Raw genomic sequence first — 14083 nt, 5'->3', positions numbered from 1 at the left:
CAAACTCAGGCATAGCTCCGGGCACCTTGCCGAAGAATGCAAAGGCATGGACGTGGCCGTCGACCCAGGCTTCCGCTGTCGCCGCGGGATAAGCCCGCACGAAACAGGCATCGCTGTGCGGCAAGTCCATGACAAAGAAATGCGCCTTCTGTTCGATCCCGCCGATGACGACCACCGCCTCGCCGAAGTCGGCCTGGGCGTGACCGGGCGGATGCGCCAGCGGCACGAACATCTCGCGGCCGCGCCGTTCGCGCTCCCGCATGTAATCCTTCTCGATCGTGTAGCCGCCGCAAAAACCATGCTCGTCACGAAGCCGCTCGAATACCCGCTTGGCCGTGTGCCGCTGCTTGCGATGAACCGCGCGATCCCCCTCCAGCCAGCCGTCGATGATCCCCGTATAGGCCTCCAGCTTCGGCCGCTTCACGGGCGCCGTGCGGCGGTAGCCGGGCGGAGCAGAGAACGCCATCATCTTGGCTACGCTGTCACGCGAGATGTTGAAATGACGCGCCGCCTCTCGCTGGCTCATCCCCTCGGCACAGGCCAGTCGCACCTTGCGATACAAGTCCACGGTGAAAATCCTCCCGCCCTCCCTGCCTCCAGAAAGGGTAAAGGTGGACGACTTTCACGCCGCCCGCAGCAGGCTCACCCCGCCGCTACCGTGGCCGACTTTCTCACCGCCGTTCTCACTTGATCATCTCTCGCGCCCAATTGCTCGCGCTGCCACAGGCCTCCATCACCACGACGGCAGGTTCGTGCTTCGACATGAACTGTCGAAACTGGATCCGAGTTACCTTCCTTCGAAACTTCAAGTGTCCGGCCATGCTGGCCCCGTGAAGCTGGAAGACGCTCTTTGCCAGATCTACACCGATCATTGTATCTTTCATTTGCCATCCTCTCCTTTGCGTAGCCTTGAACACCACGACCATGGCACATCGCGGTGCCGTCTGGGGAGGGCGGCAACCATCCCATCTTCTGCCGCTTCACGAATGGTTTCACATAGGCAGGAGGGATCAGCCGGACTTCGTGCCCAAGCTCGCCTATCGCTCGGCCCCAGTGATGGGCGCTGGCACTTGCCTCCATCGCCACAATGCAAGGCGACTGCGCTGCGATGAACTTCAGTAGCTGCGTCCGCGACAGCTTGCGCCGGAACACGACCGCCCCATCCGCCCCGGCACCATGCGCTTGAAACACGTTCTTGGCCAGATCCAGGCCGATGATGCTAACCTCTCCGATGGACGCTCCCTCCTTAGCGGTACTTCAACACCCGCTATCATGGCACATTGATGCCGCCGGGGGGCGTCCACCCCATCGGTTACGTTTCAAATGCCTCGCTCCGAACTTCGGCTGCTCGATGCGATCGATTTCGCCGAGGCCAACGCACAGGACCTCGCTGAGGCCGATGAGGGGCTCGACACGGAAGACAGCTATGAGACGGCCATCACCCCCGCCTGGTGGGATGTCAGCGAAGTCGTTCGCGCCGGCTACCGAGGCATGTTCGTCAAGCTGACCGAAGCCCGCCCAGGGTCGCCGGTTCGTGGCCTTTACGCAGCCTGATAGCGAAGCCAGCGCCTACGGGCGCTGCGCCCAAATCCACAAAGTCATATTTCCTTTTCAAACAAGAATGCCCGGTTGCGCAGCGAGAGATCGTTGCCGCCCGGGTTTTTTCGTGTGGGGATCCGCAGGACGTGTTGGCTGAGTGACATAGGAGCTCCCCCGATGCCCTCCTCAGCGGCCAGGCGCGGCCCCGAGGCCTCTCTCGAACCGCTCCGCCGCACCCATGGCCGCTTTCATCAACGCGTCGAAATCTTCTGGCGGGTTGCCGTCGTTCAACATCCCGGTGAAGGTCGCATAGGCATCGGTTTTGCTGCCATAGGCGCGCAAGGTCTTCTCGTCGTTTACCCACGCAAGCACGATGATCTTTGCCTCACTGCTGAACCGGTAGAACAGCCGATACTGCTGGAAGAACTTTGCTCGGAACCAGTGCCTGCGGTGATCGCCAAGTGTGTCACCCTGCCGGAAGTCTCGGGCGCCCGGATCAGCTGGTATCGCCTCGGTCACCAGCTTGAGAATTGCCGCCAACCGCTTCGTGCAGTTCTTCCTGTGCCAGTTCTGAGGGTCGCGCGCCTTACGGCCTTCGACCTCAGCGATCAGCGCTTCCAGCTGTTCAAGGAAGACTGGGTGCGCATAGATCGACCATCCGTTGACGACGAGCGGCGCTTCGGCGGGCGCAGCACCGCCAGTCATTCGTCCTCAGGCGACAGTGGCTCACCGAGATCGATTTCGACCTCTCCGACCAGCGCCTTCAAGCGGTCATGCAAGGCACCGTCGAACGCCTGAAGACGTTCCGGATGCACTGTGATGTCAGCTGCGATGAAGTCGAGGAATGCACCGAGCGCGGGATCTTCTTCTTCGGCATGCACAGGCTCGATATAGACACGGCCGTTCGGCTCGGTACAGTAGCGAATTGTATCACCCTTGTCCAAGTGCAGCTGCTTGCGCACGCCGCTTGGCACGGTCGTCTGATAGCGATCGGTGAGCTTCGAGACATCATGAGCGAGCGCGGTCACAGCAGACTCCTGAGCAGGTTGGCCGTTTCGACACCAGATAGGTAATGCATTTGCATTGTCATGTCAAGTTGGGCATAGCTTCCCGCTATGGGCGAATGAGGAGTTGAGTTTTCACCCCAAGAGACGTTCTCGATGGTCGGTCGCAGCTGGTTTGGCGATCGCGGTCCATGCCGCTGGTGCATGGTGCCGCTCCCATAAGCTGAGATTGAGTGAACTTTGCCTGTCAGAACCGCTTTGCTCGCAGTCGCCCTCGCCTCCGCCTCCGCCTCCGCCTCTGCCTACGCATCAGGCACCCACGCACAGGGCGCTCTTGGCGGGTCGTTGGTCGAACTTTGCAACAGTGAATCCCAAACGGACAACTTGGTGTGCACGGCGCTGATTATCGGGACGACCTCAGGCATGCACTCCACGAGACGCAACGGGCGGTCAGTTGCAGGCTATCGTTCTCAAATTTATAAGGGCTCACCCCGAATTTTGGCATGAGCATTCCCCTGCCATCGTCCATCGAGCGCTGACGAAAACGTTTCCCTGCTGACCCACAAACGGTCCGCATCCAGTCAGACAGTCAGTCAGGAACCCAATCAGGATCCCATCCAGCCCGGATAGGCTTCACGCAGAGCGTCCAGGTCAGCGCGGTAGTCGAGATACGCCTGCGCGCTCTTGTCTGGGAAATGACTGCCATGCTTCTGCACCTTGTCGAGCGCCTCGACAAAGCCCCGCACATAGGAGGCTTCGGCACCATAGAAGCTCTCGTAGCGGCCTGGCTTGAGCTTTGCCTCGGGCAGCTGGCGTTCGACATTCACTCCAATGTCTTTGGCGATGAGGAGCATATATTTCCTGACCGCGTTCGGGCCTCTCTTGGGTGCGTTCGGCTTGATCTCGGGTGCGGCAGGCTTGGAGGGCGCTGGCTTAGCGCCGAACTCGGGCGCGTCGGCGCGGTTCGCATAGTAGGCCAGGCCATCGCGGTCATAGTTGGCGAGGTGATGGTCTCCGTTGTCGTCAATCCAGTCGTTCTCTGCCTCGGCATCCCAGCTCCTGAGCACGGCAGAGGGAGCAGATCCGTTGCTGACGCCAAAGGAGCCAGTCGGTGCGTTCTTGTCCTCGATGATCGCAGCGTCGAGCTTCTTCCTCAGGTTCTTGTGGAGAACCCAGGCCCTGCGTTCCGGATTCCACTTCGCTGTTTTGAACTTGCGGCGAAACCAGCCCTTCTTGGCATAGGGGAGCCTGACGATGAGCGTGTCGCCCTCTCGCTCGTATCCGATCGCGTCTCCTAACATCGAAATCTCCTCGCAGCCTGTATCCGTTCGCACTTAGAAGATTGTGCCCGATCGCCCAGATCGAAGCCTGATCGACAAGAAAGCTGCGGCACACCGCTCGCCCGCCTCAACATGCCAAGGAAGATTTGTCGGGAGGCATCCAGTAGTCCCGTACTGGGGGATCGGGATACTCGTGCCTAAGGTAAGAGAAACGCTCTTAAACCCGCGCATGGCATTCCTGCTGAGGGACATGCGCACTCGGTGGGAGGAAGTGGACCGCCGCATCGCCGCTTTCGACGCCGAGTTTGCAGCCCTGGCCCGGACCGACGAGCGCGCTCGACGACCGACAGCCATCCCGGGCATCGGCGCGCTGAACGCCACCGCGCTGGTCGCCGCAGTAGGCAATGCAGCAACTTTCTCGAAGGGGTCGCGATCTGCCTGCGTGGCTGGGCCTTGATCCTCGCCAGGTCACGACCGGCGGCAAGCCAAAGCTCCTTGGCATCACGAAGCGAGGGAGCCGCTATCTGCGAAAGATGCTGATCCAAGGCGCACGAGCTGCCATGCCCGTGGTGTCACGGGAAGATACCACAACCGGGAAATGGCTGCGGGCGCTCTTGGCCCGCGCGCATCCCAATGTCGCCGTTGTCGCGTTGGCTGCGAAGATGGCGCGCATCGTCTGGGCGCTGCTCCACCACGGACGCAGCTTTCGGGTCATCTTCTGATGGCGCGTTGAAATCATTGAACCGGTACCCGGCGTAAACATCGCCGGGTGCCTCGAGCTGCGAGTGGTGAGAGGAAGATGGCCTGACAGTCGACCGGTGTCCCGAGAACCTCCGGCGCAAAATGGCCCGACGAGGCCGGCCCCTTTATGAGGATCGGGACGCGCGGATCTCCATCTTGGCAGCGGCCGACGAGCCGACATGCCGGATACGTTTGTGCAGACTGCTCACACCATCACCCAATCGGCGCTTGCACCGGGGCGGGCCATACGTTTGCCCCGATGGACGCGGCGTCCAAGGAGGCGCGGGACCAGTCCAGCTCGCCCGCCCGGTCGAGGCGTTCCAAGAGCACCCGGTGTAGCCGGTCCCACACACCCGCCTGCTGCCAGTCCCGCAGCCGCCGCCAGCAGGTCATGCCCGAGCAGCCGAACACCTCGCGCGGCAGCATCTCCCAAGGCATGCCGGTCCGCAGCACGAACACGATCCCCCGAAGCGCATCTCGGTCCGGCACCCGAGTGCGCCCCCCCTTCGGCTTCGGCGGCTCCTCCGGCAGCAGCGGCGCCACCACCGCCCACATCTCATCGGGCACAAGCTCATGTCTCATGCCAAGAGAATCCACGAGACAAGGATAGGTTTCGTCAGGCGCCCTTAGACAAGGCAGCCGAAAATTCTCACATCCTGTCGGGATATTTTCCCTCCTCGCACAGTCGTCCCCGAACATTCCGCCGATGAATCTTCGGGGACGCCTGTGCGGCCGGCGTGGATTTTCCCCTGCTGTCGGCAAAACCGTCATCGCATCGTGCGGGCGCAGTCTTTCTGTAGCGGTGTCCGAAGTAACCAAGGAAGCAGACCGACAGTCCCTTCCGCGTGAACGGGAACCACCTCAGCTTCATCATCTTCGGCACATTACCCGCAGCGCCATCCATCCCAGCCGCTCGTTTGGTCGAGCAATCATCAACCCCGGCGTCCGATCATGCCCCGCGCCTCGCTTGAGAACCAACACGCCACATCTAAGCCGTTTCCAAATAGGTTGCTCATATCCCGAGCACCGCGATCATGGCACCCGGCGCAGATTGCTTCGTCTATCCCGATTGCATCAAGACACTTCGCAAACGGCAGCCTTGGGACTGCCGCTATGAAAGCCCTGGACCAAGGCCCAACTGGGTTGGGGCACGGTTTCTTGAGACAGTTCGTAGCGCTATTTCTCTGGATCAGGGGAGTACGATATGGACGACAAGAAAACGGCAACATCAGGCGCAACGGAGGCCACGGCCTCGTCGGCGCGCACCCATAACGCTGGCGACGACGGGGCCGTAGCCGGCGGTACGAGGCGCTTCTCCGCGAAGCGCAAGCTGACGGCAGTTCAACGGTTGATGCGCGGCGAGAGCCTTGAGGCGGTGTCGCGTGATCTGAACGTTCCGGTCCACCGGCTGTCGGAATGGCGCGATCGGGTTCTCATGGCGTCGGAGAGCGCCCTGAAGGAGCGCGAGAGGGATGACCGCGACGAGGAGATCGCGCGGCTCCATGCCAAGGTGGGCGAGATCACCATGGCTAACGAGTTGTTGTACGCGAAGATCGACAAGCTGGAGGGCGGGCGCCTTTGGCCCGGCGGAGGTCGAAGAGATGAGCCGGGCGCATTCGATCTCCACGCGGCGGCGCTACGGAATGGCGCGGGTCTGTGACGTCTGGAAGGTTCCTCGGGCCACCGTGTACCGACATCGCGTCTCGAGCAGCGCCGCCGCCAACGAGACGCAGCCACCCCGTCGCCGTGGACCCACAGGGGCGGCGCCCGATTGCGTGCTCCTGGAGAAGATCCGCGCCGTCATCGCCTCATCCCCCTTCTCCGGGGAGGGCTACCGGAAGATCTGGGCGCGGCTGCGGGTTCTGGGCATCCGCACCGCTGCGCGCCGCGTGCGACGGATCATGAGGGAGAACGACCTTCTGGCCCCGCACCGTCCGATCCAGCGGGACGCCCGCGCCCATGACGGAACGATCGTGACCGAGAGGGTCGACCAAATGTGGGGCACGGACATGACGCAGACGTTCACGACCGCGCAGGGCCGCGCCTACGTCTTCATCGCAGTCGATCACTGCTCGGGCGAATTCATCGGCACCCATGCCTCCTCCAGCGCAAGCCGCTGGGAGGCGCTTGAGCCGATCCGACAGGGAGTCACCCGGCATTTCGGCGGCATCGAGCCGGGCGTGGCCGAGGGCCTGAAGCTGCGCCACGACCACGGGTCGAACTACATGTCGGAGGACTTCCAGAACGAGGTCCGCTTCTTCGGCATCCCCAGCTCACCCTCCTTTGTGCGCCAGCCCGAAGGCAACGGCGTGGCAGAGCGGGCCATACGTACCCTCAAGGAGCAGCTCCTATGGGTTCGCCACTTCGCGACCATCGAAGAGCTCAGGCAGGCCTTGGCCGCTTTCGCCGCAGAGTATAACGCCTCGTGGCTGCGCGAGCGGCACGACTACAAAACGCCAAATCAGATCAGGGCCGAACAAAAAGCCCTTGAAACCGAAACCGCCACGGGGACCAAAATGGCGGCATGACAAGCGCAGCGCGCTGTCTCATTTCCGTGCCCCGGTACAGGACCAAGGCCCAACGACGCCGTTCAGGGAAGGCGAGCAAAAATGATTGAAAAACTGTCGCCGGAATTTCCGACGGGCAAAGGACATACCCATAGTCCCTCTGGGACGCCTCGGCTGCTCCACATATCAAACCGAAAGGAATGCCCATGGGACTAGATTTTGGGTTTTACAGGCAGGACGAAACGGAGGCACTTGGCTTTCGCAATCACAGCGACTTCTTCGATATGCTCTGCTCCCGCCCACTGGTTCGTATCGAACCCTACACAGATTTTTACGTCACTCGCCCGATGATCGTATCGATGCTGGAAGAGATCGAAGACGACATGCGCGCCGCAGGCTTGCCACTTTGCGCGCTCCCCGAACCCGGCACCGACGCATTTTCAGCCGTTCTGAACACCTTTCCCATGAACTTCTGCTGGGGCGAACCCGACGATTGGCAGGCTGCCTTACCGATCTATCGGATGCTACTGACAGACCTCCTTGTAGAGATCAAAAAGGACGGCTGCCTCATCTGCGGATGGAGCGCATGATGGGGCGCACTCTTAAGCCATCTGATTTGGTTGGACTGCTGCCGGTCCCATGGACAGCAGGTCAAGGTAGTATCGTGCAGGATTCGAACGTCGTCGGGCTGCGGCAGTCCAGCTTCGAGGAGCGGCGCTTCGGGCTATAGAGGCGCTCGGTGTAGGCGGAAACGTCGCTGCGCATGGCAGCTTGGTACGATGGACCCCGCAGGCGGTGTGCGCCCCATGGTCCTTTGGCAGTCCGTGTCGACGGGGCCCTCCCTGCAAACCATTCAGCTTCATCAAGCGCTCGATCCGGTGCAGGTTGCAGGGCACTCCCACCTTGATCACACCTCGCCAGACGCGCCGGGGCGATCGCGGTGACAAGACGCCCGAAGGCATTTCCAGTACTGGGCACAAACGTTTGTTTTGTCAGGTTTTTCGCAGTTGAACCCGGCGCTGTAATTGGTCGGGTGCGAGGCGCGTTCTTTCGGGATGTCTGGGTCCGATAGGCAGGGTCCGCCCGTGAGTGGTTCGGATCTGGATGGTCCTTGACCGACCCCGTCGACAGTCTCAGCCCACAAGAAAACAAGGGATTTCGGGCGGGCAAGATTTTCTTCTTCCTGCCATGGAAAACGGTCCGATCTACTCCTCGACGGCGCTGGTGCCGTTAGATTTTGAGAACGGATCCAACCATGATCAAATTTTCTGAACTCACCTCATTCGGCGCAGCTTTCACAGCAGGTGACGCCGTCCCTGTGACGCTTCCTGCCAACAAGTGGACCGTTCCGAGCCTCGAGGTCTCCAAGAGCTTGCCGCTCAAAGCTCGGCTGTTCGCCTATATCGGCCTGCACGACACGCTGTGCTCCGAGCCGTGCTCTTTGGTCCGGCGGAATTCGGTCGACGCGGCCGAGTTCGTCTACAGCGGACTTGGCGGAGACGTCACGCTGCGTCTCGACATTGAAATCGACCCCGCGGGCAACGTGACGGGCTTCGATCTCGCGGGCCTGACCGCAGCGTCGGACCTGCCGATGCTTGTTGATCTGCGCTTTGACACGCGCGACACCGCCAACCCTCTGATCGGGCTGACGCATTGCCTCTTCCACATCGTCGAGCTTCGCGCAGCTGACATCCTCGCCGCCCTGAACGACCCCTATCTTCTCGCCGGCTGATCGTCTCCCCTCGTTTGTTCCATTTCTCGAAGGAACCACCACATGACGTCTGTCACACCTTTTCGCTGCCCGATCATCTCAGCCCGGGAGCTGCACGGTCGAACCCCACAGTCTTGGCTGTTCGCCACGGTTGCTTTGAGCGAGGTAGCCAAGCTGGCGAGATCGTGGCCCTGCGCCAGCCCGGCTGCATGCTCGACTACGGTCTATAAATCGGGGAACTCTGCATATCGCGAAATCCGCCTCGGGTTTTCACGAGCAGCGCCGCTGCGACCTCCCTGCGCATCTCGTGCCCGCCCACGCGCAATGCGCCGCCGCCATCGACGACGACGGGAAATTCTCGAGGAGTTTCCCTCCGAATTTCTCGAACCCGGCGAAACCGGTCCGGCACGGCTTGAGCTAGTCCACTGCCCGGGCGCGCTGAGGTTCATCTGGCTCAAGAAATCTCGGACCTTCGGTATGCCGCCAACCCTGCTCGCATCCACGCCCCGGCCGGCAGCTCTGTTTGTCGAGGAGGCCCACCTCGAACGTTCCGATGCCGGTCACCGACGCAGGCTTCAGGCGCAGATCGATCTCTGCGAGCGCCTCTCCGGGGTGCCGATCCTGCGCCCGGCACCCGCCTGACGCGCGGCCTGCGCCAGCTACAGGAACACGCCCCCGCGCGGTCCGGCTGAGATCATTTGCGCACCGAACCGACTGGGGCGCTTGCCACGGGCGGCGCTGATTGCCGCATGAGCAGTCGATCAAACCGTATGGCAAACGCCCCTCAAGAAAAATGTTCGCCACGTTTTTCCGGAGCAACCGAAACGACCCAAGATCCTGTTCGAGACGAGAGGATGTCTCCCCGATCAGAACGCGCATCAAAGGACAAGATCATGACCAAGCTTACTGCCGTCGCCGCCAAGGCCTCCAAGTCCGGCAAACGCGGCGCCCGGAAGGGCAAGAATAACTTTCTCGGCGAAGATCTACAGGCCCGGTTCGGCCCCCTGCTCCTCGGGTTCAACGAAGCTCACCACGATCTGCTGGAGGCCAAGGGTCCCACCAGCATTCGCCTTACGAACGAACTTGACATCTACGAGATCGCGATCGAGGGCGTCACAAGCACCTCCAAGCTGACCGCAGTGGTGATTTCCGATGGTGGATCCAACCGGCTTGAGCCGATCGACTTCCAAACCTCCTTCTGCCCACCCTTGTTTCCAGACTTTTCCTACAACCGCGATTGCAAGGATGCTTACATCAAGCGCCTTATGACGTGTTGGCTGGAGAAATCCTTCCTGACCCATGAGGCGGCGATCCTCGACGGCATCCGCGCGTTGCCGCAAGAGCAGAACGTCGCTGACGCCTGAGCGCCCGATCCGCTTTCGACGGCCAGCGGCGTTCCCAGATCGCTTAGGGGCGCGCCGCGTGGCTGCCATCGCCACATGCTTTTGTCTTCCCGCTCCTCGGGTGGCGACATGGACCGATCTGTTTACGGAAAATTCTTCCGCAAAACCTACGAACTGGCAGGCAGGCAAAGCGAGAGCTTTTTTACCTTTTTTCCGAGTTGGGTGGACGGGACCTAACTGCTTTCAGTAGGCAGGCAGCCTCACGCTCTGTGCCCCCATCTGGAGGAACACATTCTCGGCCATGTCGGTACTTCTTTTCCTCTTATGGCTCCCAGCACTCCGCCAGCAGGCCATCGACCATGTCCTGACCTTGGCGGCGCAGGGCCTGCTCCACGGCGGCGCTTTGGTAGTCCGCGGCGGTGCAAGGATCTCGCTGTGCGTTGAGCGCCAGCGCCGCCTCGACACCTTCCGGGCCAAGCTGCCCCAGCTCGGAATGCACCCGGGTGCGGGCTATATGCGCACCGGTGCCGAAATATTGCCGCCAGACCCGGGAGGGGTAGCTTTCCGCTAGCTGCCGCCCATCCACAGTACAAAACAGAGGCCGCTCTTCGGCCAATGCCCGTTCACGCATCTGCGACAGCCAGACCGGGTCCATGCCGCGCAGCACAAGCGCATGGAGAAACGGCGTCAGCACCCTGTGCAGCGCGCCGCGCAGCGGCTCCTCCTCCTTGCGGGTTTCGATATCGATGCGGTAGCGCGCGCCGTCGAAACGAACATCCCGGCCCCAGAGCAGCTGCCCGTCGCCCAAGCGCAGGGGCAGCAGGGTCCAGATCGCCAGCACCGCCGCCTCGGTCAGCAGGCGCAGTTTCGTCGAACGGCGCGGCGCGACTTCACTTTGCGCAAGCAGGTTAGCCGCGAGGCCCCAGGTGGCGGAAAGACCGGGGAGATTGTCGAGCCGGCCGAACTTCAGCGGCACCACGGTGCCAAGGTCGCGGCGCAGGGTATTCTCGTGATGACACAGGGCCGAGAGCACGAGCGGCTCGAGCCCAAGTGCTTCGCCGAACTTGCGCAGCCGCATCACGGCGGTGTGTCGCGTCGCGGGCCGGTTGCCCTGAGCCTGGTAGGCCGGAGCCTCGCGGGCAGCGGCGTGCGCGGCGCGGGAGGCCTCGAGGCGCCGCACACCCTCGATGGTGATCGCCACCTCCGTCCCGGCTTCGCGCTGCACGTGGGCGTATTCGCGCAAGACATCTTCCATGCTGTCGATGACCGAGGCCGCCGGGGCGGCCTGGTGCAACGGCATGGCGCCGAGGCGCATGCGCTGGAGAAGGCGCTGCCACGCCTCGGGCAGCTCGGCCGCATCGACCCGCCGTGCGGCCGGCGGCCTCGGGATTTGGCCCGCACTTGAGGGCCGCGTCGGCGACTTCCGGGCGATCGCGCCCGCCAGCATGACATGCACCGCCGGGTTGCCCGGCAGCAGCGCATCGAGAGCGGCTTTCAGGGATCGCAGCCGCCGGCTCGAGGAGGTATCGGCTGCGAAGGCCAGATAGTCTGCCTCGGTCGCCACGGTGATGCCGTGCGCCTCGGCGAAGCCAGAAACCGTGCGAGCACCCGCAGGTCCTCGAGTGCCACCGTGTCGAAGCCCGGCAGGTCGCGGTAGGGCGCCAGCAGCGGATCGGCGCGCAGCGCCGCGCGGTCCCGCCGGTCGCAGCTGCGGCTGCGCGGGCGCTTGGCCCGGATCGCCTCGCGCACCACCTCCCGCACCGGCGTGCCCTCGGGCAGCAGCCGGTCGAAGGCGGTGCGCAGGTCGTCGAGCCGCCGGGTCGAGCGATCCGCCGCCGCAAAAGACAGAAAGTCAGCTACCTCCGGCACGGTGATCCCCTGCCCTTCGGCGAAGTCGAAGAACCGATCGAGCGTGCGGATCTCGCGCAGGCCGATCCCGTCGAGCCCGGGGATCTCCCGGAACGGCGCGAAATGCTCCGCCGCGAGAATCTCCGCGCGGCTGCGGGTGTCGTAGCGGGTCTCAGTCATCCATCAGCCCCACCAGCAGGTCCTGTCCGCGTTCGACAAGCTTCAGCGCACTGATCCAGCCATAGAATTGGCGCAGCGTGCCGGGCCTGTCGTCGATGCGCTTGGCGATGACCTCGATCTCGTTGGGATACTTGTCGAGCAGCAGCGAGGTCTGGCCGTGCCGCATCTGGTGCGGCGTCATCGGCAGGTTCACGACCGTTCTCATCAAGGCGGAAAATTCTGCCCCGAAGTAGTCGGCGTTGAGCGGCGCGCCCGGCACCGTCACCGCGGGGAACAGGTAGGGGCTCGTCGCGGCATGCGGAAACATCGGCCGGATCACGCGGCAATACCACAGGATCGTGTCATGGCAGCCATAGGCATTGGCCCGGATCGGAAACTCGATCTCCACCTTGTTTTTCGTGGCCTCCGCCGGGATCAACACCTTGATCGGCTTCTTCCACGATGTCGGAATGCGGATCTGGGCGTCCTCGCCGACGCAGGTCAGCTGCATCGCGTTGTCGACGCGGATCGGCGCACCGCCGATTTCGATCGCTGCGAAGCAGGCGCAGCTGCCCAGCATGCGTACGCGGGCGCGCTCATGACCTGTGAGCTCGCGCTGCTCGAGCCCGGCCCGTTCCATCGGGAGCTCAGCCTCGGTGCGCAGCACCTCGAACGAGGTCAGGAAGCGTTTCCGGATCGGCCGCTTGTCGATCAGGCTCTCGCAAAAGGCGCGGTTCTTCGGCGTCATTCGCTCGTCGTCCTTTTTCCCTTTCCGCGCGTCCTTGTTGTTGGCCAGCACCTGGTCCAGGAGGGTGGTGTCGATGCCCAAGTGAGCCCGGAGCTGGTTCAGGGCCTTGAGGTACTTGCGGGCCGTGCGCGGCTCGAGATGTCCGTCGCGCTTCGATCGAAGCCGCCGGCCGAACATCTCCCCCGCGATGGCGCAGATCGCCTCGTCATCGGCCAGAAGAGGCCTGAGATCCTCGACGCCCGAAACCAGGAGGCCCTGTCCGACCGTGATCCGCAGCGTTGTCCGGAGTGCACTGCGCATGACATGGGCATGACCCTTGTGATCGTCGGAGTAGGACTTTGTCACCGGGTCCCAGCCGGATTTGGTCACGGCGTCGACCCACGTGCAGATCTGGTGCTCCCAAGGCGGCGCAAGCGGCGCCAGCAGGGGCACGCGCGCCTGGCTCGAAAAGCCGATCGGGCGCGGCGGCAGCCAGGGCATGAGCTCGGGGAACCCTCGCAGATCGTCGAGCCGGGTGAGCGCACGACGGTTGGCCTCCCGCTTGTTGCCGATATACATTTCGTCGAGCTGCCGCGCCCGGGCGAGGTCGAGATCGCGCGGCTGCCAGCCCTGGGCGCGGGCCACGAGCGCGAAGGTCTTCAGCGCGGCGAGCTTCATCGGGTGCCACTGGCTCTGCCCTTGCCCCAGCTTGCCCTTGGTCAGCGGTTCGACGGCGGCGCACAGCCAGGTCCAATCGTCGTCCATCGCCCGCAGACGCGCCGCTTCGGCATGTACGCCGAGGAACTCCTTCAGAGCCGCCTGGAGCCGGCGCCGGAACAGGGTGTAGGCCGCGTCGGTCGACCAGTAGTCGGGGTTGAACCCGGTCAGCGGAAACCGATCCTCGACCAGCGTCAGCTTTGCCGGGATCATGGCGAGCGGCGTGTTGAGGAGCGCGCCGACCCTCTCGATCGCGGAAAGATAGCGGTCTTGGGTCTTGGTCGAGATGTCGATGCGCGTCGCCACGTGGGCCTGCAATTCGGCCAGTGTCGGCCCCGTCACTGCGGGGGTGTTCACCGGTGTGATGTGCCGCTTGGGAAGGCTGGAATGGCCGGTCAGATCGAGCATGAGGTGATCCTTTCGTTTTGCGTGTTCGGGTCGCTTGGACGCGGTTTCGGTCGCCAAAGCGCGTGCCGGACACACACGCCTTCGAGGTTGCCGCCCGTG

The 14083-nt window shown here is 63.0% G+C and carries 12 protein-coding genes and 7 pseudogenes; 8 read left to right on the top strand and 11 right to left on the bottom strand.

Going from position 1 to position 14083, the window contains the following annotated elements; translation table 11 throughout:
- The 3 genes and pseudogenes from istA to MBELCI_RS21780 all read right to left on the bottom strand — a co-directional run.
- Nucleotides 1–568 (bottom strand): IS21 family transposase (istA, locus tag MBELCI_RS13045; RefSeq protein ID WP_110546506.1); only part of this gene is annotated, 568 nt, incomplete at its 3' end.
- Nucleotides 569–692: 124 nt separating this feature from the next.
- Nucleotides 693–884 (bottom strand): annotated as a pseudogene (locus tag MBELCI_RS22960) (IS110 family RNA-guided transposase); the annotation flags it as partial.
- An 85-nt stretch (nt 885–969) separates the two neighbouring features.
- Nucleotides 970–1233, bottom strand: a pseudogene (locus tag MBELCI_RS21780) (IS110 family transposase); the annotation flags it as partial.
- A gap of 90 nt (nt 1234–1323) precedes the next feature.
- Between MBELCI_RS21780 and MBELCI_RS13035 the strand changes: the two are divergent.
- Nucleotides 1324–1554, top strand: a complete 231-nt coding sequence (locus MBELCI_RS13035; protein WP_021694707.1) for a hypothetical protein — start codon at nt 1324–1326, stop codon at nt 1552–1554.
- Between the two features lie 171 nt (nt 1555–1725).
- Here the strand turns inward: MBELCI_RS13035 and MBELCI_RS13030 are convergent, their stop codons facing one another.
- On the bottom strand, nt 1726–2244 hold the full coding sequence (locus tag MBELCI_RS13030; RefSeq protein WP_021694706.1) for a type II toxin-antitoxin system YhaV family toxin: 519 nt from the start codon (nt 2242–2244) through the stop codon (nt 1726–1728).
- Complete coding sequence (locus MBELCI_RS13025) at nt 2241–2567, bottom strand: type II toxin-antitoxin system PrlF family antitoxin (protein WP_021694705.1); 327 nt, start codon at nt 2565–2567, stop codon at nt 2241–2243. Before MBELCI_RS13025 ends, MBELCI_RS13030 begins: the two co-directional genes overlap by 4 nt.
- A 397-nt stretch (nt 2568–2964) precedes the next feature.
- On the opposite strand from MBELCI_RS13025, the pseudogene MBELCI_RS22630 reads away from it, so the two are divergent.
- Nucleotides 2965–3102: pseudogene (locus MBELCI_RS22630) on the top strand (Rap1a/Tai family immunity protein); the annotation flags it as partial.
- A 46-nt stretch (nt 3103–3148) separates the two neighbouring features.
- Here the strand turns inward: MBELCI_RS22630 and MBELCI_RS13020 are convergent.
- Nucleotides 3149–3844 carry a hypothetical protein gene (locus MBELCI_RS13020; protein ID WP_021694704.1) on the bottom strand — a complete coding sequence of 232 codons (696 nt, stop codon included), beginning with the start codon at nt 3842–3844 and terminating at the stop codon, nt 3149–3151.
- A gap of 196 nt (nt 3845–4040) precedes the next feature.
- On the opposite strand from MBELCI_RS13020, the pseudogene MBELCI_RS13015 reads away from it, so the two are divergent.
- A pseudogene (locus MBELCI_RS13015) lies at nt 4041–4545 on the top strand (IS110 family RNA-guided transposase); the annotation flags it as partial.
- Between the two features lie 271 nt (nt 4546–4816).
- Here MBELCI_RS13015 and MBELCI_RS13010 read toward each other — a convergent pair.
- Nucleotides 4817–5146, bottom strand: a pseudogene (locus MBELCI_RS13010) (transposase); the annotation flags it as partial.
- Between the two features lie 691 nt (nt 5147–5837).
- Between MBELCI_RS13010 and MBELCI_RS13000 the strand changes: the two are divergent.
- Both MBELCI_RS13000 and MBELCI_RS12995 read left to right on the top strand, forming a co-directional pair.
- Nucleotides 5838–7092: pseudogene (locus tag MBELCI_RS13000) on the top strand (IS3 family transposase); the annotation flags it as partial.
- 185 nt (nt 7093–7277) lie between these two features.
- The gene (locus MBELCI_RS12995) at nt 7278–7661 is read left to right on the top strand and encodes a hypothetical protein (RefSeq protein WP_045320143.1); all 384 of its coding nucleotides are present in this window, start codon (nt 7278–7280) and stop codon (nt 7659–7661) included.
- Between the two features lie 213 nt (nt 7662–7874).
- Here the strand turns inward: MBELCI_RS12995 and MBELCI_RS21775 are convergent.
- Nucleotides 7875–8000: pseudogene (locus MBELCI_RS21775) on the bottom strand (IS3 family transposase); the annotation flags it as partial.
- Nucleotides 8001–8326: 326 nt separating this feature from the next.
- Here MBELCI_RS21775 and MBELCI_RS12990 point away from each other — a divergent pair.
- From MBELCI_RS12990 to MBELCI_RS12985, 3 genes are all read left to right on the top strand, one after another.
- The gene (locus MBELCI_RS12990; RefSeq protein ID WP_045320142.1) at nt 8327–8803 is read left to right on the top strand and encodes a hypothetical protein; all 477 of its coding nucleotides are present in this window, start codon (nt 8327–8329) and stop codon (nt 8801–8803) included.
- Between the two features lie 303 nt (nt 8804–9106).
- Entirely contained in the window at nt 9107–9424 is a 318-nt protein-coding gene (locus MBELCI_RS20775; protein WP_131505554.1) for a hypothetical protein, read from the top strand.
- A 251-nt stretch (nt 9425–9675) separates the two neighbouring features.
- Nucleotides 9676–10146 (top strand): hypothetical protein, encoded by a 471-nt coding sequence (locus MBELCI_RS12985; protein WP_021694697.1) that lies wholly within the window; start codon nt 9676–9678, stop codon nt 10144–10146.
- Nucleotides 10147–10447: 301 nt separating this feature from the next.
- Here MBELCI_RS12985 and MBELCI_RS12980 read toward each other — a convergent pair whose 3' ends face one another.
- From MBELCI_RS12980 to MBELCI_RS12970, 3 genes are read right to left on the bottom strand one after another with little or no spacing between them, the layout of a single operon-like run.
- Nucleotides 10448–11689, bottom strand: a complete 1242-nt coding sequence (locus tag MBELCI_RS12980) for a hypothetical protein (RefSeq protein ID WP_045320141.1) — start codon at nt 11687–11689, stop codon at nt 10448–10450.
- Nucleotides 11620–12153: a hypothetical protein gene (locus tag MBELCI_RS12975; RefSeq protein WP_021694694.1), complete on the bottom strand. Its 534-nt coding sequence runs from the start codon at nt 12151–12153 to the stop codon at nt 11620–11622. Before MBELCI_RS12975 ends, MBELCI_RS12980 begins: the two co-directional genes overlap by 70 nt.
- Nucleotides 12146–13984 (bottom strand): site-specific integrase, encoded by a 1839-nt coding sequence (locus MBELCI_RS12970; RefSeq protein WP_021694693.1) that lies wholly within the window; start codon nt 13982–13984, stop codon nt 12146–12148. Before MBELCI_RS12970 ends, MBELCI_RS12975 begins: the two co-directional genes overlap by 8 nt.
- Nucleotides 13985–14083 lie beyond the last annotated feature (99 nt).

Origin of the sequence: Limimaricola cinnabarinus LL-001 (assembly GCF_000466965.1) — a bacterium.
GTDB classification, from domain to species: domain Bacteria; phylum Pseudomonadota; class Alphaproteobacteria; order Rhodobacterales; family Rhodobacteraceae; genus Limimaricola; species Limimaricola cinnabarinus.
This window is presented reverse-complemented; position numbering and strand designations above follow the sequence as displayed.